Annotated in this window: 17 protein-coding genes; 11 read left to right on the forward strand and 6 right to left on the reverse strand. The window is 48.0% G+C overall.

Going from position 1 to position 19,212, the window contains the following annotated elements; all coding sequences use genetic code 11:
- Positions 1-29 precede the first annotated feature (29 nt).
- Positions 30-956 (reverse strand): DMT family transporter, encoded by a 927-nt coding sequence (locus PAE54_RS04750; protein ID WP_326518629.1) that lies wholly within the window; start codon positions 954-956, stop codon positions 30-32.
- A gap of 236 nt (positions 957-1,192) precedes the next feature.
- Between PAE54_RS04750 and PAE54_RS04755 the strand changes: the two genes are divergently transcribed.
- The 5 genes from PAE54_RS04755 to PAE54_RS04775 all read left to right on the forward strand — a co-directional run bounded on the left by PAE54_RS04755 (position 1,193) and on the right by PAE54_RS04775 (position 6,231).
- The gene (locus tag PAE54_RS04755; RefSeq protein WP_326518630.1) at positions 1,193-2,320 is read left to right on the forward strand and encodes a Re/Si-specific NAD(P)(+) transhydrogenase subunit alpha; all 1,128 of its coding nucleotides are present in this window, start codon (positions 1,193-1,195) and stop codon (positions 2,318-2,320) included.
- A gap of 11 nt (positions 2,321-2,331) precedes the next feature.
- A complete protein-coding gene (locus tag PAE54_RS04760) occupies positions 2,332-2,646 on the forward strand; it encodes a proton-translocating transhydrogenase family protein (protein WP_273777448.1) in 315 nt (104 codons plus the stop codon).
- A 12-nt stretch (positions 2,647-2,658) separates the two neighbouring features.
- The gene (locus PAE54_RS04765; protein WP_273777447.1) at positions 2,659-4,110 is read left to right on the forward strand and encodes an NAD(P)(+) transhydrogenase (Re/Si-specific) subunit beta; all 1,452 of its coding nucleotides are present in this window, start codon (positions 2,659-2,661) and stop codon (positions 4,108-4,110) included.
- A 152-nt stretch (positions 4,111-4,262) separates the two neighbouring features.
- A complete protein-coding gene (locus tag PAE54_RS04770; protein ID WP_326518631.1) occupies positions 4,263-5,597 on the forward strand; it encodes an ammonium transporter in 1,335 nt (444 codons plus the stop codon).
- 10 nt (positions 5,598-5,607) lie between these two features.
- Entirely contained in the window at positions 5,608-6,231 is a 624-nt protein-coding gene (locus PAE54_RS04775) for a hypothetical protein (protein ID WP_326518632.1), read from the forward strand.
- 66 nt (positions 6,232-6,297) lie between these two features.
- Here PAE54_RS04775 and rsfS read toward each other — a convergent pair whose 3' ends face one another.
- The 5 genes from rsfS to PAE54_RS04800 form a co-directional block, all read right to left on the reverse strand.
- Positions 6,298-6,699 carry a ribosome silencing factor gene (gene rsfS / locus PAE54_RS04780; RefSeq protein WP_326518633.1) on the reverse strand — a complete coding sequence of 134 codons (402 nt, stop codon included), beginning with the start codon at positions 6,697-6,699 and terminating at the stop codon, positions 6,298-6,300.
- Positions 6,700-6,777: 78 nt separating this feature from the next.
- Entirely contained in the window at positions 6,778-7,572 is a 795-nt protein-coding gene (locus PAE54_RS04785) for a hydroxypyruvate isomerase family protein (RefSeq protein WP_326518634.1), read from the reverse strand.
- Between the two features lie 27 nt (positions 7,573-7,599).
- The gene (locus tag PAE54_RS04790) at positions 7,600-8,466 is read right to left on the reverse strand and encodes an NAD(P)-dependent oxidoreductase (RefSeq protein WP_326518635.1); all 867 of its coding nucleotides are present in this window, start codon (positions 8,464-8,466) and stop codon (positions 7,600-7,602) included.
- Between the two features lie 10 nt (positions 8,467-8,476).
- Positions 8,477-9,265, reverse strand: a complete 789-nt coding sequence (locus PAE54_RS04795; RefSeq protein ID WP_326518636.1) for a crotonase/enoyl-CoA hydratase family protein — start codon at positions 9,263-9,265, stop codon at positions 8,477-8,479.
- Positions 9,266-9,379: 114 nt separating this feature from the next.
- Entirely contained in the window at positions 9,380-12,190 is a 2,811-nt protein-coding gene (locus PAE54_RS04800) for a GacS-like sensor histidine kinase (protein WP_326518637.1), read from the reverse strand.
- A 154-nt stretch (positions 12,191-12,344) separates the two neighbouring features.
- Here PAE54_RS04800 and cysM point away from each other — a divergent pair, with 154 nt between their 5' ends.
- The 6 genes from cysM to PAE54_RS04830 all read left to right on the forward strand — a co-directional run bounded on the left by cysM (position 12,345) and on the right by PAE54_RS04830 (position 19,151).
- Complete coding sequence (gene cysM / locus PAE54_RS04805) at positions 12,345-13,274, forward strand: cysteine synthase CysM (protein WP_273777437.1); 930 nt, start codon at positions 12,345-12,347, stop codon at positions 13,272-13,274.
- Between the two features lie 15 nt (positions 13,275-13,289).
- Positions 13,290-14,105, forward strand: a complete 816-nt coding sequence (locus tag PAE54_RS04810) for a 3'-5' exonuclease (RefSeq protein WP_326518638.1) — start codon at positions 13,290-13,292, stop codon at positions 14,103-14,105.
- A 9-nt stretch (positions 14,106-14,114) separates the two neighbouring features.
- A complete protein-coding gene (gene rlmD / locus PAE54_RS04815; protein WP_326518639.1) occupies positions 14,115-15,506 on the forward strand; it encodes a 23S rRNA (uracil(1939)-C(5))-methyltransferase RlmD in 1,392 nt (463 codons plus the stop codon).
- Positions 15,507-15,538: 32 nt separating this feature from the next.
- Positions 15,539-17,845, forward strand: a complete 2,307-nt coding sequence (locus tag PAE54_RS04820; RefSeq protein WP_326518640.1) for a RelA/SpoT family protein — start codon at positions 15,539-15,541, stop codon at positions 17,843-17,845.
- A gap of 120 nt (positions 17,846-17,965) precedes the next feature.
- On the forward strand, positions 17,966-18,781 hold the full coding sequence (gene mazG, locus PAE54_RS04825) for a nucleoside triphosphate pyrophosphohydrolase (protein WP_326518641.1): 816 nt from the start codon (positions 17,966-17,968) through the stop codon (positions 18,779-18,781).
- On the forward strand, positions 18,741-19,151 hold the full coding sequence (locus tag PAE54_RS04830) for a ComEA family DNA-binding protein (RefSeq protein WP_326518642.1): 411 nt from the start codon (positions 18,741-18,743) through the stop codon (positions 19,149-19,151). Before mazG ends, PAE54_RS04830 begins: the two co-directional genes overlap by 41 nt.
- Positions 19,152-19,212: the final 61 nt, after the last annotated feature.

Below are 19,212 nucleotides of genomic sequence, written 5' to 3' on the forward strand. Positions count from 1 at the left end.
AACGGCTTAGATCAGAGTTTACCGGGTGCTTAATGTTTCAGTTTGTTTTTATTCAGGGTCACCATCATCACCCCGACAATATTCAAAATACAGCCCAGCCATTGCCAGCCATTCAGATGCTCATTTAAAAATGCCACCGCCAGTAAAATGGTCAGGATCGGACCGATGGATGCAATCATGGCAGATTGAGCCGCCCCCAACCGTTCAATGCCTTGCATAAGTAGAACAGTGGGTAAAACGGTGACCATAAAGCCTAATCCAACGCCATACCAGATCACGCTTGCCGGTAACTTGAGCAATAGATGCAGTGGGTCGGGAGTTACCACGACATAATGCAGCAGCGTGCCGATACACGCGACACTCAGGGCTAAACCAGTAAAATTCCAGGAGCCAAATTTCTGGATGAGCCGTGGTGTCAGCAGTAAATACACCGCAAATGCCACCGCACTGGCAAACACCAAACTGGCACCCAACCAGAAATTGCCCTGAATTGGTGCGTTATTGTGTTCCTGCAACAGCACGAGTAGCGTTCCACCATAACTCAACAAAATGGCAAACAAAGTTTTTACATTTAATTTTTGTTTATAAATAACACTCGAACCCAGAACGGTCAGGGTCGGGTACAAAAACAGAATAATCCGTTCTAACGACGCACTAATAAACATCAAACCCAAGAAATCCAGCCAGCTGGCAAAGTAATAGCCCAGAAGGCCAGACAACACTAATAACCCCCATTCTTTAGCCTGAATGCCCCGGTTGCGGTGACGGCAGAACCAGCAGATAAGCAGGAAAAAAGGTAAAGCACTGGCCATACGAAGTGCCATCAGAACTGTGGCATCGACCAGAGGAGATAGGGCATAGGTTTGTTTGATGAGGATGGCTTTGCTGCTAAACAAAAAGGCAGCGGATAAGGCAAACAACGAGCCGAGTTGCGTGCTAGAGAGAGCTGGTTTCATGCACAGAAAATTAGGGTGGTGTTTGCTTAAAAATAAAAAGCTTAACTAAAAAATTATATATCGCATCATAATTTTTAAGAATCATTGTTTGAAAATGTCATCATTTATTAAATAAATACTGGGTAGCATTTTCAAAAACTTTAATTAGAATCCAAGTGAGTCAATAAGAATAATCCTGGGGGAAACATTGCTTACCGCGATGTTTACTTGAGAAAACACAAGCTTGAGGAATGCTCATGCAGATTGGAATACCTGTTGAAACTGTCGCTGGTGAACACCGCGTTGCTGCAACACCAGAGACAGTCAAGAAGTTAATTAGCGCCGGTCATAGTGTCTTGATTGAACGTGGCGCTGGAGTCAAAGCCGCTTACCTGGACAGTGCTTATGAGCAGATGGGTGCCAAAATCACTGAGGACGCCTATACCGGTAGCCAGCTGATTTTGAAAGTTCGTGCGCCACAGGGTGATGAGATTACAAAACTTGCAACGCAAAGTGTGGTGGTTGCGATGTTTGATCCCTATCGCAACCCTGAGCTTGAGCAATTTGCGGCACAGCAAGTGTCTGCCTTTGCTTTGGAACTGTTGCCTCGAACCTTGTCACGTGCACAAAACATGGATGTGTTGTCTTCTCAGGCGAACCTGGCGGGTTATAAAGCCGTGTTACTGGCAGCCAATGAATACCAGCGCATGTTTCCGATGCTGATGACTGCTGCGGGTACGGTAAAACCGGCCCGTGTGGTGGTGATGGGAGTTGGTGTGGCGGGCCTACAGGCGATCGCAACGGCGAAACGTTTGGGGGCGGTGGTTGAAGCGACCGATTTACGTCCAACGGCTAAAGACCAGGTGGAATCCCTTGGAGGGAAATGGCTCGATGTGCCCATGTCTGCTGAAGAACAGCAGCGTGCTGCGGATGCGGCCAAGAATGGTTATGGCTGGACGCCGGGTGAGCAATACATCCAGGATCAAGCCGCGATTGTGGATAAGGCCGTTGCCAATGCAGACATCGTGATTACCACGGCACTATTGCCAGGACGTAATGCACCCCGTCTGATCAAGGCAGAAACCGTGGCCAAGATGAAACCGGGTTCGGTCATTCTGGATATGGCAGTGGAAACGGGCGGTAACGTGGAAGGATCTCAAGTGGGCGAAACCGTGGTGACTGTGAATGGTGTCAAGATTTTAGGGGTTCCGAATATTCCGGCAACTGTCGCGACAGAGGCATCTGCGTTGTATGCGCGTAATGTACTGAATTTTGTCGATACCCTGTTTGATCAGGAGAAAAACTTCGTCCTGAATCAGGATGATGAAATTCAGAAAGCCCTATTGGTGACCCATGCGGGTCAAGTGCTGTTGAAGCGTGGTTAAGGAGAACAACCATGGTTGAAACGATTACGATTTTTGTCCTGGCCATTTTTGTCGGGTATTACGTGGTTTGGGGGGTGACACCCGCGTTACATACGCCGCTGATGGCTGTCACTAATGCACTTTCCTCGATCATCATTGTGGGAGCCATGATCCAGACCGTCGGTCTGCCTGTATTGGGTATGGATGCCAATGTGCAGTTTCAGAGTGTCAATGTCGTTAGCGTTTTAGGTGCGATTGCGGTGTTCCTGGCGAGCATTAATATTTTTGGTGGTTTCGCAGTGACTGCCCGCATGCTTGAAATGTTCAAGCCAAAGCAGAAGAAATAAGAGGACGACACAATGGAATTTATTCGAGCGAACGCGGATTGGTTCTACCTGATTGGTGCAGTCCTGTTTATTTTGACGCTACGTGGACTGTCGGGGCCTAAAACCGCGATTGCGGGTAACCGTTATGGCATGATCGCGATGGCGATTGCTGTCCTGACGACCTTTTTTGTCGCGAATCATCCGGTGATCTGGATGATTGTTGGTGCAATGGTGCTCGGTGCTGTGGTGGGGGTTACACGTGCACGTACCGTCCCGATGACACAAATGCCGGAAACTGTGGCACTGATGCACTCGCTGGTCGGTTTGGCAGCCGTCTTGATCGCGATTGCCGCAATCCTGCATAACAATCAGCTCACGACTTTATTTGCACAGAACCCACAAGCATTGACTGCTGCAGGGGTTGAAGCTGCACATATGAGCAAAGTGCATTTGTTTGAACTCTTCGTTGGCTGTTTTGTTGGTGCGATTACCTTTACGGCTTCTGTGTTTGCCTACGGCAAACTGGCAGCTAAAAAGTGGGCAAAAACCATTGCGGGTGCCTGGGTTAAACCTGTGCAGGCAACGATTTTTATTGCCATGCTGGCGTGTGGTTTCTACTTCTTTACTACAGGCAATATGACCGCATTCTGGGCCATGACCGCTCTGGCGCTGGCTTTTGGCTGGGTTTGGATTGCACCGGTGGGTGGTGGTGATATGCCGGTGGTGGTGTCTTTATTGAACTCGTTTTCGGGTTGGGCTGCCGCAGGAATCGGTTTCACTCTGGAAAACAACATGCTGATCGTTGCAGGTTCCTTGGTCGGTTCCTCGGGAGCGATTTTATCTTACATTATGTGTAAGGCAATGAACCGTTCCATCATCAACGTATTGTTTGGTGGCACCATGGGTGCTGCTGCACCTGTGGCTGCAGCGGGTGCGCAGGTACAACGCAACTACCGTTCCGGTTCAGCAGATGATGCGGGCTTCCTGATGTCGAATGCGGACAGTGTCGTCATTGTACCAGGTTATGGTATGGCACAAGGTCGTGCACAAAATGCCGTGAAAGAGTTGGCCAACTTGCTAAAAGAGCAGGGTGTGACTGTACGCTTTGCTATCCACCCGGTGGCTGGTCGTATGCCAGGTCATATGAACGTGCTGTTGGCAGAAGCGGATGTACCGTATGAAGACATTCTGGAAATGGATGAGATCAACTCAGACTTCCCGGCAACCGATGTGGTCTTGGTGATTGGGGCGAATGATGTGGTGAATCCTGCTGCCAAAGATGATCCAAGTTCACCAATTTATGGCATGCCGATTCTGGAAGCACATAAAGCACGCACAATTATGGTGATCAAGCGTTCGATGGCAACCGGTTATGCGGGTCTGGACAATGATTTGTTCTATCATGATAAAACTATGATGGTTTTTGGTGATGCCAAAAAAGTGGTGGAAGATATGACCAAAGCCATTAATGGAACTGGGCACTAAGATTGTTCGAGCTGATCTAAAACCACCTTCGGGTGGTTTTTTATTGCGCTCATTTGATTGGTTTTTGAGAGAGGGATTTAGCAATATTCTGATGATATTTTAATAAGTTGGCATTTTACTTGCATTTCCCTAATTAAGTTTAGGGGTGCTATATGAAAAAAATAATTTATCTCATGTTGTTTTTATTTGGGGTGGTTCGTCCAGTATGGGCTGAAGGCAATCTAACACCAGCGGCCAATATTCAGGAAATCCGCTTGTCACTGGATAGTGTCTGGGTGGTGGTGGGCGGTATCTTGGTGTTTTTTATGCAAGCCGGGTTTGCCTTGGTTGAAAGCGGCTCGGTACGCAGTAAGAATACCGTCAATGTATTGATGAAGAACTATATGGATGCCTGCTTGGGTGGGTTGATTTTCTGGTTGTTCGGTTTTGGCCTGATGTTTGGTCTGAACCATACTGGTTGGCTGGGCATGAGCCATTTTGCACCGAATCAGCTGGATGACTGGCACTGGAATTTGTTGTTCTTTCAAATGATGTTTGCTGCTACAGCCACCACGATTGCTAGTGGGGCGATGGCAGAGCGGATTCATTTTGTCGCCTATGTGGTCAGTGCCATTATAGTCAGTGGCTTGATTTACCCGATATTTGGCAGCTGGGCATGGGGCAGCTTGTTTGGCGGCGAAGGCTGGTTGAAAGCCTTAGGTTTTATCGATTTTGCCGGTTCAACCGTAGTGCATTCAATTGGTGGTTGGGTAGCGCTGGCAGGCATTATGGTCTTGGGACCGCGTCTCGGGCGTTTTGGTCGACATGGTCAAAGCCATTATTTGGCAGGGCATAATCTGCCATTGGTCGCTTTGGGGGGATTCATTTTATGGTTGGCCTGGTTTGGTTTTAATGCAGCATCTACTGTGCGTGCAGATGTCAGTATTGGCCGGATTGCATTAAACACCCATTTGGCGGCCTGTGCAGCAGCAACAGCATATATGCTCTGGGCATTATTGCGTGGCAAGGCTATGTTGATGCGTTCGAGTATTAATGCCTCACTGGGTGGTTTGGTTGCAGTGACAGCTGGCTGTGCCACCATGACACCTTTGTTCGCGATTGTGACTGGGTTAGTGGCGGGGCTGCTGGTCAGTATATTGCCCACCATTTTAGAGAAATTTCAGATTGATGATGTGGTGGATGCAGTGGCGGTTCATGGCTTTTGTGGTGTTTGGGGAACACTGGCTGCCGGGATCTTCTTTGAGAAGCAGATGTTTAATCCTGGAATTATTGGTGTGCAGGTATTAGGTGTGGGCGTGGCCTTTGTTTGGGGATTCGGGGTAGCATTCATCGTATTCAAGATTCTTGATAAAGTGCTCGGTGGATTGCGGGTCAGCAAACAGCATGAACAACGTGGCCTAGACTATACCGAGCATGCCGAGTTGTGCTATCCGGAATTCCAGCGTGACGTGACCTTTGAAACCGACGATATGACAACACGACATTAAGGAGGTCAAGATGTCTGTAGACGTTTTATCGGTTGCACAAAAGAAACAGGCAATTGCCAAAGGCCTGAGCCGTTTTGTGCAGGGCAATGTGCTTGAGCGGATCGTACAATATTGGGAACAGCAGTATGGCAATCAGCCGTCCTTTGTGCTGAACCGTTTTTTGCAAGACATTTGTACGACGGACCTATTAAAACAGCAGCGTAAGGAAATGCTGCGGGAGCTGCTGTTTGAAATTGCACAAGTGGAAAAACAGGTGCGTCTTCAAGGAAAGTCTCCAGCTGAGCAAGGGCAAACGAAACACGAAACGCTGGTTTCCGGTTATCTGACAGATGCTTTTATCCAGTTTATCCAGCAGGTGGTGCATACTGTCACTGATGTGGATCGTGCAGAATTTGACGCTGAAGTTAAAGCCCAGCTGCACTTACTTAAGCTCTCGGTTGATCCGTTACAGCGAGTGGATGCGCTAGATTTTCTGGAGTTTGTACCGTTAAGCAGTTATGCCAAAGTGATTACGGCGTTATATGAAGTCTATTGTGAGTTTTATGGACCTGCCAAGGCCGACCAGATTTATGCACGCAGCAGGTTGCAGGTGAAAAATACCTTTCCCGATGTTGACCTGCACCAGCTGTTGTAGCGAGACCTTAAAAACAGAAAGCGACCGGATGGTCGCTTTTCTATTCATTTGAAGTGTATCGGGTCCTTAAGCCACGGATTCCGGGGCGACACGCCACAAGCTTTCAAGATCGTAAAATTTACGTGCTGTTGGCAACATGACATGAACGACAACGAAACCGAGATCGATGAGGATCCATTCAGCATCACGTTCGCCTTCTACGCCAATCGGGCGGAAACCGGCTTTGCGTGCTTCTTCAGCCACATTGTCGGCAAGTGCTTTGACGTGACGGGTAGAGGTGCCGCTGGCGATTACAATCGCATCGGCAACATTGCTGATATTGCTGACATCAAGTTCGATAATATCTTTGGCTTTTACATCAACTAAAGCTTCACGCACGACATTGAGGCAAGCTTGAACGTGTTGATTTTGAGCATTCATGGCGAGATCGTAAGAATTAGAAGCGCTGGGCGATGGTTCTAAATTCATAAAGGTGGTAATTTCCTGACAATAACTCATGATCTAATATAGCGTCTTTACCCTTAAATTTCAAATCAAGCACCGACATTAAAATTGTAAATGATCGGCAAAATATTTCTGTTTCCAGGCGAAAGAATGACTGGAGTGTGCCTGTGGACGATACTCTGCTGCGATATAACCCTGATAATTGCTTTGCTTGAGCCAGGTAAAAATTGTTGCGAAGTCGATTTGTGCGGTGTCCGGTTCATGGCGACCTGGGCAGTCAGCAAACTGGATATGTCCAATCTGTTCGATGTTTTCCTGTAATCCTGCCAGTACATCCTCTCCCATCATGGCCATATGGTAGCAGTCATATTGCATTTTTAACGCCGGATGATTAACGGCCTCGAGCATTTCTTGTGCCTGGGCAATATTCTGTACCAGAAAACGGGGCATATCAGTGCCGTTGATCATTTCAAAGACCGTCTGAATTCCAACATCGCTGAGCATATGGGTCGCTAGCTTGAGATTTTTGGCTAAGGTATTGAGGCAAGGGAGCAGGTCGGCATCGAGTGGCTGCTTGCCAGCCAAAATATTCACATTCGGTACCTTGAGTGCACTGGCATAAGCAATCGCTTTCTCAACGGCCTGATAAAATGCAGCTTCTTGCCCTGGGACACCAGCCAGTCCGTTACCCCCCTGCATCAAGTCCCCGGCAGGTGCATTGATCAGGCATAGGCTCAGGTCATAACGAATCAACTGAACCTGGATCTCTTCAATGCTTAACTCATAAGGAAACTGGATTTCTACATGTCTGAAACCGTGCTCATGCGCTTGCTGAAAACGCTGAATGAGGGGAACTTCAGTAAAGATCATGGACAAGTTGACTGCCAGTTTACTCATGTGTCGCGCTCCATTGTGAGGGTGAGTTTATTGTTCGATGTATTCAATGATGCTGGCGAGGTCTTTTTGACCGTTGCCGCTGTCTTGATGGGCCTGTAGCTGCTGCAATGCACGCTGTGCGACTGGAATCGACAACTGATAACTTTGCGCCAGACGAACTGCATTGTTCAGATCTTTCGATAAAGTTTGTACCTTCCATTGAACCGGCTCAAAGGTATGGGTCGCCATACGAGGTGCCAGAATCTGGAAAGGTTTGGAATCGGCAAAACCACCGGCCAAGGCCGGAGCAAGCAGGCGGGTATCCACGCCAGCTTGATCAGCCAGTGCCACTGCTTCAGCAATCAAGGTACTGTTAGCTGCGACGATCAACTGGTTGCAGATTTTGGTCGCCTGTCCTGTCCCGCTGTCGCCCATACGGGTCACACGTTGTGATAGGACATTATAAATCAGGCTTAAATTGTCGATTGTCGCTGCATGACCGCCGGCGAAAATCACCAGCGTCCCTTGTTCTGCACCTGCCGTGCCACCCGAAACGGGGGAGTCAATCCAGGTGACGTGTTGTTGATGGGCGGCTTGTGCCAGTTGTTTGGTTTTTTCCACAGATAAGCTAGAGAAATCCACAATCACCTGATTGCGTTTGAGGTGAGGTTGCATGTGCTGGTAAACAGATTCAACCGCGTGATCATCTGCCAGACAAAGTAAAATCACCTGATATTTGCCAATATTGGATAGATCAAGAGCTTCTGCCCCGATATTGACCAGTGGATCACAGGCGGAAGCCGTGCGATTCCACACGCCCACCTGAAAGCCCGCTTGTATGAGACGGCTGGCCATACGGCTTCCCATCAAGCCGAGTCCTAAAAATGCGATTTTGGTATGACGATCGAAAATCATATGGCCTCTCTTATGAATATTGGCGTGGAAAAAATGTCAGGTCGGATTGACGGTCTTTTTGTCTGGCTCGACGGCTGTTTTTTCCCAGCAACAATTTGAACTGCCAAATTTTTTCTAGGCGTAGGGCACGTTGTGGTTGCAATAACATGGCATTCAATACTTGCTTGGCCGCCACAATTGCATCGGGCGAACGCTGGGCGATTTCTTCTGCCAGCAGATAGGCACGGTTTAAGGGTGCTGTATCCAGATGGCTGACCAAGCCAATGCTGTGAGCATATTCTGCGTTAAATGTACGTCCGGTAAATGTCAGTTCTTTGGCTTGGTCGATACCGATCAGGCTTTGCAGAGAGCGGGTCAATCCCATATCTGGAACCAGTCCCCAGCGGCTTTCCATGATCGACATCTGGGTGTGGGGATGGGCAATCCGTAAATCTGCAGCCAACGCCAACTGCATGCCTGCACCAAAACAGAAGCCTTCCAAGGCGGCGATCACCGGTACGGGAAGTTCCTGCCAGATCAGACAGGCTTTTTGAAAGAGGCTAGGGCCGGGTTTTAATAATTCCCATGCGGCATAAGCACGATTTTTCGGATGATTCAGATCGCTCAGGTCGATCCCCGCGCTAAAAACCTGACTTTCACCGGTGAGGATGACACAGCGTAAGTGGCGGTCTTTTTTTAATTGTTGGGCGGTCTGGATTAATTCCTGCAACAGGGCGAAACTCATCGCATTGCGTTTTTCCGGTCGGTTCAGATAAACCGTCGCAATGCCGTTGTGCTGTTCAATTCTTAATAATGCCATGGGACGCGACTCTTATTCTTCTCAGGCCTGAGCATAGCATGAGCAAGAACAGCATACATGACAGGCGAGTCACGATAAATGTGTGACTCACCTGACTTTAGTCGAGTCGTGGCCTTAGGCGTCCTGTTTGGAAAGCAGGTGCTGGGCAGCTTCGGTGACTTGTTGAATGACCAGTTGCAGGTCGTCCAGACGACGCAGGGTTTCTTGAATAAAGGCCTCATCGGCACGGCGGCGTTCTTTGCGTAAGGTGGAAATAAACTGCTCAAACTCCCCACTGATCCGTTGTAATTTTGGCGTTCCAACATAACGTGTTGCGCCATATAAGCGGTGCAGGACGTGTTCAAGTTGAGGAAAATCTTCCAGTTCAATCAATTGCTGCATTTCCGCCAGTTCCGTGGCGAAGCTGTCAATCAGCATTTTGAGCAGATCCAGTGCCAACTCTTCCTTGTTGGCCGCTAGCTGTACCGACTGCTGCCAATCTAAAATGTCGGGGTCGAGCGCGGCAATCATCACAGCATGATCATTATTTTTTTGCTGCTGATTAAAACTGTTATGTGTCCATTCGGTCAGAATCTGAATAATCTGTTCAATCTGGATTGGTTTGGTCACGTAATCGTCCATACCGACTTTTAGTAATTTCTGTTTTTCATCAGCCAGCGCATGGGCGGTTAAGGCAATAATCGGATGACGGACATTTTCCAGCGTCGATTCGAGTGAACGGATGGCACGGGTGGTATCTATACCCGACATGACCGGCATCTGGATGTCCATAAAGATCAGATCGAATGCTGCTTCACCACGTTTTAGACGCTGTTCAATCAGCGCCAAGGCTTCCTGGCCACTTTGTGCCTTGCTGGTGGTGACATTCAGTTCACCCAGCAAAGCTTCCAAGACAATCAGGTTGGGCAAATGGTCGTCGACGGCCAGAATGTGTAAGCCCTGACCATCAAAGGCCTTTTGCTGAAGCTCATCGAAGACCGGTTCATTGCCGAGTAACTGAATCAGCGCATGACGGCTCAGTGGCTGATACAGTGCACGTGCACGGTAATCATTCAGCATAGTTGGCGACAATTCCATCTGGTAGCCATATACCGCCAGATTGCCCGTATAACGGTGACGAATTTCACGCAGCAGAGCCTCACTGTCACCACTGTGGTCAACAATCAACCAGGTGTTTTCAACCTGTTGCGGGAGCTGGTTGAGACGGCTGAACAGGTCGAGAATAGATGCACTTTCAATATGCTGTACCTGATAATCTTCCAGATAATGCCGCAAAATATTCGCCGTTGCCGGATGGGCTAGATAAGAAATCACTTTTAATTCGGCAAAGCTTGGATGCTCGATGCCGTGATCTTCATCTACTGCAAACCGGGCGGTAAACCAGAAGGTTGAGCCTTTGGCCGTTGGCGCACGTTCCTGATTGTCTTCAAAACCAATCTGGCCCTGCATCAACTGCACCAGTTGTTTTGAAATCGCGAGGCCTAAGCCGGTACCGCCAAACTGACGCGTTACAGACGCATCGCCTTGCGAGAAGGATTCAAACAGTTTCTTGCGATCTGTTCCGCTTAAACCGATACCGCTGTCCTGCACACTAAAGTGTAGTAGGCATTGTCCGATATCATCATGTTCCATCCGCGCACGCACAATAATTTCACCATCCGGAGTGAACTTGATGGCATTGGAAATCAGATTGGTTAAAATCTGCTTGAAACGTAAGGCATCACCAATAACTTCTTGTGGGACATCATCAGCATAATAGAATGCCATATTGATATGTTTTTGTGCTGCCAGCGGTGAGAGCATGTCCATCACATCAAAAATGGCTTCTTCCAGGTCAAATGGCGCAGTTTCCAGTTCCAGTTTGCCAGCATCAATCTTGGAAAAATCTAGGACGTCATTGATCAGAGCCAACAGATGCGCTGAGGATTTGCGAATGGTTTGCAGGTAAAGTTTCTGTTCATTGCTGAGGTTGCCCTGGCGTAGCATCAGATGGATGAAGCCATCAATACTGTTCAGTGGTGTCCGCAATTCATGGCTGATATTGGCGAGAAAAACCGATTTGGACTGGTTGGCTGAAATCGCCTGATCCCGTGCCTGACGATAGGTAATGTTTTGCACTTCCAGGGTGTCGAGGGTGCGACGCAGGTCATCTTCAGTCTGTTCGGTATGTTCTTTCAGTTCCAGAAAACTGTAATGCAGGCGTTTAACCAGATTGGCAATATCACGCTGCAGCAGGCGTAGCTCACCGGTACTGTTGATCACCATGTGCTGATCCAAGGTGTCGGCATTGACCCGCTGTAACTGCATGCGAATTTCGTACATCGGGGCAATCCAGCGCCGTGAGTAGAAATTCAGACATAACAGCAGCAACAGTAAGGTAATCAGACCGGTCGCGATCAGTACAATTAAAATTCGATAATGCGAGATGGTCAGCGGCTGGTTGTCCAGCTCAATCACCAGCCAGGCTGGATGCGGAATTTTATTGTTGATGCGGATGCCGTAAACATGGTTGCCATGTGAAACAATTGGGCCAAAAAAAGTCGCGTCCTGTTTGAATATCGGCCATGAGCGTTGAGTTTGTAATCCGACACTGACCCGGTTTTTCCCATGCTGATCGATAATGGCGGCACGTGACAGGAATTGCTCGTGCAACATATTTTGTAATGCGATTTCAGCATCACGGCGGCGCTCGGGTTGGCTATCCAGCATGTTGAGCAACTGGGTTGCCGTGGCCTGATAGCGGGTCAAAATGACCAGCGCCGTTTGCCGCTGCTGGGAACGTGCGGCATTAGACGTCTCGCTCAGCACCAGTTCCGTCCCGACAGCTGCCAGAATCATAATGGGCACAAAAATCAATGCAATCAGCTGTCCATAAGCATGATTTAAGTGCAGGCGCTTTAGTAGTTTCTTATCGAAATTTGACATGGTTAAAGCAATTGGATCCCTATGCGCCGCATCTTAACATGCTTTGTTGCCAACTGATGATGCTTTAAGCAGTTTTGAAATAAAGCCCGGGAAATGTGTGCAGCTTTAGTCATTTTTTCATACAATACCGGTCACCTCGATATCGGTGCATATAATGAGTAATACACATCCTGATTTCCTCGCAGATGAATTTTTGTTAGACCATTATGTTGGCAAAACACCTTTAGTCCGTTTACAGCGACTGGCGGCAGATACCCAGGCCACGGTTCTGGCAAAATTAGAAGGAAACAACCCGGCCGGATCCGTGAAAGACCGACCTGCCTATAATATGATCATGCAGGCGGAAAAGCGTGGTCAGATTAAACCGGGTGACACCTTGATCGAAGCAACCAGTGGAAATACCGGGATTGCGTTGGCCATGGTAGCGGCGATGCGTGGCTATAAAATGAAACTCATCATGCCAAGCAACATGAGTCAGGAACGTAAAGATGCCATGTTGGCCTATGGTGCCGAGCTGATTGAAGTGACCCAGCAACAGGGCATGGAAGGTGCACGTGACCTGGCTGCGAAGATGCAAAGCGAAGGTCAAGGACTAGTGTTAAACCAGTTTGGTAATCCGGACAATGTTGAGGCGCATTATCTGACTACAGGTCCTGAAATCTGGCAGCAAACTGGCGGTAAAATTACTCACTTCGTAAGTTCGATGGGTACGACAGGCACCATCATGGGTGTGTCAAAATACCTAAAAGAACAAAATCCCGATATTCAAATCGTTGGGTTACAGCCGTCGGAAGGTTCAAGTATTGCGGGAATCCGCCGTTGGCCAGAAGCCTATTTGCCGACCATTTTTGATCGTAGCCGTATTGACCGCATTATTGATATTCCACAAATCGAAGCGGAAAAGACCATGCGTAAATTGGCGAAGGTAGAAGGCATCAGTGCGGGAACGTCATCCGGTGGTGCAGTTTGGGCTTCGCTCAAAATTGCGCATGAACAGCCGGATGCGGTGATTGTCTGCATTATCTGTGACCGTGGTGATCGTTATCTTTCGACCGGTCTGTTCTCGGTTCAAGATCCAGAATAAAGGAAATCTGAGCAAATGCGTTTCCCTGTATTGGTGTTTGATATCGAAACCCTGACGGATCTTAAGGCTGGGGCGCATTTGCATGATCTGGATTTGCCGGAACAGGATCTTGAGCAGGCATTGACCAAATTGCGCCGCCAAGAAGCTGGAACCGATTTTCAGCGTCTTCCGCTGCATGAAATTGTCTGTATTTCCGGCTTGTGGATTGATGAACATGGTATGAAGCTATTTTCCTTCAGCCAGCAACAGGACAGTGAAGCGGAACTGCTCAGGAAATTCCTCTCCATTTTTGACAAGCGTCATCCGGTGTTGGTGAGCTGGAACGGTTCACAGTTTGATTTACCGGTCATCCTGTTCCGTGCCATGTATCATGGTCTGTCTGCACCTGCGCTGTTTGATCAGGGCGAAATTGACACGCAAAAACGCTATAATAACTACCAGAATCGTTACCATCAGCGCCATGTGGATCTGATGGATGTGATGGCGATGTTTAATGGGCGTAACTTCCAGAAACTGGATGATATTGCACAACTGCTCGGTTTTCCTGGCAAGCGTGGTTTAGGTTATCAGGTGCCGGAATATGTTCGACAGCAACAATGGCAGCAATTAACCTCTTATTGTGAAGGGGATGTGCTGAATACCTGGCTGGTTTATCTGCGGTGGCTGCTGCTGAAAGGACAGTTGCTGAGTGAGGATCATCTGGCTTGGCTGCAAGCCACCTGGCAGTATTTAACCACGCAACCGCAACATGCTGAATTTTTGTCCTTATGGCGGCAAAGTGCAGCACACACACCGTTTACCCAAACATTTCTTTCCTCTTTGCCGGATTAGGTTATTGCTTTGAAACACCGTGCCCCATCTCGTCGGCTTCCTTCCCCCGTTTATACCTTTCAGGTAGAGTCACTCTCTCATGAAGGTCGGGGAATTGCACATTATGGCAGTCATCCTGAACATCCGGCAGACAAGCAGGGCAAGAAGGTTTTTATCAGCTATGCACTACCCGGTGAAACGGTTCGGGCCAAAATTACCCAGGTCAACAAGCGCCTGGAAGAAGCGGACTGTATTGAACTGCTCAGTGCACCTGCAGCGACGCGTATTGAGCCGATTTGTCCGCATTTTACGGTCTGTGGGGGCTGTAATTTACAGCATTTACAGGCAGATGAGCAGATTAAGCTGAAACAGCAGGTTCTGGCTTCACACCTGCAACATTTCGCCGGAATTTGCCCAGAAACCTGGCTTGCTCCCTTGCGTTCAACCCGGGAAGATTACCGCCGTCGAGCGCGTATTGGGGTGCGTTATCTACCACAGAAACAGCAGTTACTGATGGGGTTCCGTGAGCGGCAAAGCAACCGGCTGACGCCGATTCAGGATTGTGCTGTGTTGGATACGGTGCTGAGTCAGGCACTTCCCGATCTGAAGCTATTACTCGAAAGTCTTAAAGGCAAAGCGGCGATCGGTCATATAGAATTGGCGATGGGAGATCGTGAAGTTGCACTGCTAGTGCGGCATACTGAAAAATTGTCGACATCGGATGTCAACCAATTAAAACAATTTACGTTACAAAGGCAGTGGCAACTGTATTTGCAGCCCGGTGCTGCAGAAACGCTGCATCGTGTAGATGATCCGACAGCCGCGATGCGTCTGCATTACCGTCTGGATGCCTTTGATATTGAATTTGGCTTCTCGCCGCTCGATTTTACCCAAGTCAATTCCACAGTGAATCCGCAAATGGTGAAGCTGGCATGTGAATTGCTTGAATTGAAAAAAGGCGAACGGGTGCTGGATCTGTTTTGTGGTTTGGGTAATTTCTCCTTGCCTCTCGCACGTTGTGTAGGAGAAACCGGTCAGGTGGTGGCAGTTGAAGCCAGCGATGACATGGTACAGCGAGGTCAGGAAAATGCTCAAAAGAATCAGTTGTCGAACGTAAGTTTCTATTCACAAGATTTAACAAAAGACTTTTCGCATCATTCTTGGGCCAATCAGGGATTTGATGCATTATTGATTGACCCGCCACGTTCAGGCGCGGAGCAAGTAATGCAGTATATTCCGCAATTTTCCGCCACAAGAATCGTCTATGTTTCATGTAATCCAGCTACACTAGCGCGAGATGCAGGGATTTTGGTTCAGCACGGTTACCAGTTAAAAAAAGCAGGGGTCATGGATATGTTTACACATACCGGACATGTTGAATCGATTGCTTTATTCGAAAAAATCCAAGAGATAAACGATTAAAAATATGAGTTTTAAATTGACAGGAGAATGGTATGGTCACAGTACGTGAACAATTGCCTGGACAACTCACTGAGCTGTCTGAGGACGCGACTGTAGAACATGCCGCAGAAGCCCAGATGGGATTGGCTTCTTGGTTGGACCGAGTGCGCGCGATCTATGAAGGGGCAGTTCTACAGCGTTTAGAAAAAGTGGCGCAACTGACCTTAAAAAAAGAGTTAGAAACCACCGTCAGTCATCGTAACAACACCTTTACCACCGGAATCGGCATGGCCGATATTCTGGCACATTTATATGTCGATGAAGACACTTTATCTGCGGCTGTGCTGTACCGCAGTGTGCGCGAAGGCATTACCCCATTAGAAGAGGTCAAAGCCCTGTTTGGTGAGCAGGTTTATAACCTGGTCAAGGGTACTCTGGCGATGGGTAAGCTCTCTGAACTGATCGAAAAAAATAAACGTCTCGAAGATCATTTTAATAATAACCAGCGTGAGCATTTAACTGGCATTTATAAGATGCTGATTTCGGTGACAGAAGATGTCCGTGTCGTATTGATCAAGCTTGCAGAACGTACTTTTGCCCTGCGTGAACTGGCCAAATCCAGTCGTGAACGTCAGGAACGTGTGGCACGTGAAATTCTAACGATCTACTCGCCGTTGGCGCACCGTCTGGGCATCGCACAGTTGAAATGGGAGCTGGAAGACCTAGCATTCCGTTATCTGGCGCCGGATCGTTATAAAGAAATTGCTTCTTTGCTGAATGAAAAACGTCTGGAACGCGAGCAATATATTCAGTTTGTCATTGATAAACTGAAAAATGAGCTGGCCAATTATGGCATTGAGGCGGAAATCACCGGACGGGTAAAACACATTTATTCGATTTATCGAAAAATGAAAAGCAAAAACCTGAGTTTTGATCAGCTGTATGACATTCGTGCCGTGCGCGTATTGGTCAATTCTGTACCCGAGTGCTATCACACGCTGGGGATTGTACATCAGATCTGGCGTCATATTCCGCACCAATTTGATGACTATATTACCAATCCTAAAGCCAATGGCTACCGCTCGTTACATACTGCTGTAATCGCGGAAAACAAATCGCTGGAAGTGCAGATCCGCACCAAGGAAATGCATGAAGAGGCCGAGTTAGGGGTGTGTTCGCACTTCAACTATAAAGAAGGTGCCAAGAATACCGACCACTCCTTTAACCATCGTTTGCATTCGTTGCGTGCAGTGCTTGAGCACTATCAGGAGCGCAACGAGGCCAGTGCCCACAAGATTGAAGAGGAAGGCGAAAATTTCGAGCAGATTCAGGAGTTCGAAGATTTTGAAAAAATCTATGTGTTTAGCCGTGATGGTGACATTAAAGAGTTGCCACGTGGCTCGACCGTTCTGGATTTTGCCTACCATGTACACACTGAAGTCGGTAATAAATGCTATGCCGCACGGGTCAACCAACGTTATGTGCCGCTGACCTATACCCTGAAAACCGGGGAACAGGTTGAGATCCTGACCAAGAAAGACCGTGAGCCGAACCGGGACTGGTTAGTCAACTCGCTGGGTTACATCAAGACCGCACGGGCACGTGACAAGTTGCGCCACTGGTTCCGCCAACAGGATCGCAGCAAGAATCTGGAAGTCGGACGTGAAATTCTCAACAAGGAATTGTCCCGTTTAGCCATTCACCCGAAAAGTATCGATTTGAGTGATTATTGCAATCATTTCAATGTGAAAACGGGGGAGGATATCCTGATTGGACTGGTCAATGGTGATATTAGCCTGCATTCTCTGATCAATCAGGTGAACCGCCATATGCATCTGGATCAGGATGAGCCTGAACTGGTGCTGAAGCCAACGTTGAATCCACGGGCGAGTCATACCTTGTCCGCGCATGGGATTCTGATTGATGGTTTGGACAATGTTGAGCTGCATATCGCGCAATGTTGCCAACCGGTGCATGGCGAATCAATTGCGGGATACATCACCTTAAATCGTGGTGTGAGCATCCATAAAATTGGCTGTGCTGATTATCAGCGTATGATTGGGCAGGAACCAGAACGTGCAGTCGAAGCGGATTGGGAAATGCAGCCGACCCGTGGTCAGAGTGTGCAGATTGTCATTGAGGCTTATGACCGCCGTGGTCTGCTCAAAGATTTGACCCAGGTGATTTTCTCAGACCAGATCAATATCCGTCAGGTGAATACCATCTCTGAAGCGGATGGGATTGCCAATATGAAGTTGCTGATTGAAGTCAAAGGCTTGGCGCAATTATCACGCTTATTGGCTCGTTTAGAACAGCAGCCCGGAATTATCAGTGCCCGCCGCCTGGTACAAGGGAATTAGAATTAGTTCAGTCTAAAAAAACCTGCTGCGGCAGGTTTTTTTATCACGGGATCATTGTCAAAAGATCATCGATGGCGCTATCCCGATCATTTTAAAGCCTATAAAGAACAAGAGGACTCCATGGAAAATTTATTAAAGATTATGCAGCAGTTGCGTGAACAATGCCCATGGGATCAGGCACAAACGCCTGAGAGTCTGACCAAATACGCCATTGAAGAAGCTTATGAAGTAGAAGCCGCAGTCCGTTTTGGCAATAGCGATGATGTGCGCGATGAGTTGGGCGATCTCCTGTTGCAGGTGGTGTTTCAGTCACAAATGTATCAGGAGCAGGGCGCCTTTAATTTTCAGGATGTTGTTGAGGCGATCAGTACGAAATTGATTCGCCGTCATCCCCATGTATTTCAGGCAGAACAGTTTGCTCAACTGAGTGCTGAAGATGTTGCAGCATTGTGGAAACGCATCAAGCAGCAAGAAAAACAGGGCAAACCTCGTGCGCGTCTGGATGAAATTAAACCGGGACCAGCACTCTCTCAGGCCGAGCAGATTCAGAAAAATGTGGCAAAAATCGGCTTTGATTTCCCTGATGTCCAAGGGGCTTATCACAAACTGGAAGAAGAACTGACAGAGTTGCGTGACGCTATGCAGACAGGAAATTCCGATGAAATGCTAGAGGAATTTGGTGATTGTTTGTTCTCTTTGGTGAATATTGGTCGTAAACTGGGGTTGTCGAGTGAACAGGCTCTCTTGGGAACGATCCATAAATTCCGCAGTCGCTTTGCATTGATGGAAGTACAAGCTCAACAACAAAAACAAAATTTAGAGGACATGAGCTTAGAAGACATGGATCAGCTTTGGGAGCAAGCAAAACAACAATTAAAAACAAAGGCGACAGAACATGAAAAATTACAAAATATTATGGGGAACACGCATACCTAGCCTCATCCTGCTGATTCTTTTTGGATGGGGACTGATCGGGACATGCGTATACGCCCAATCCTTTGATCAATCTTATCTGAAATGGAAAGCTGAGCAGTTGGCTCATGATGAACGCTTAAAACAAAAACAGCTGCAGGACCATTACCTCGCTCGACCGACCCAGCAAAGCAGCTCCAATGACAGAATTCGCCTGAATCAGGCCTCCCTGGAACAGCTGCAGCAGTTAAGCGGGATTGGTGAGAAGAAAGCACAGGCCATTCTGGATTACCGGCAAAAAAATGGCGGTTTTAAAAGTGTCGATGAGTTGCAGAATATTAAGGGGATTGGGCCAAAATTATTGGCTAAAAACCGTGACCGTTTAAGCCTGTAAATAGGTGGCGCTGCAACAGCAGTCACCTAATGAACAAATACGGATTGAAGCCAGAATCAAA

Source organism: Acinetobacter minutum (assembly GCF_035916735.1).
Taxonomy (GTDB): domain Bacteria; phylum Pseudomonadota; class Gammaproteobacteria; order Pseudomonadales; family Moraxellaceae; genus Acinetobacter.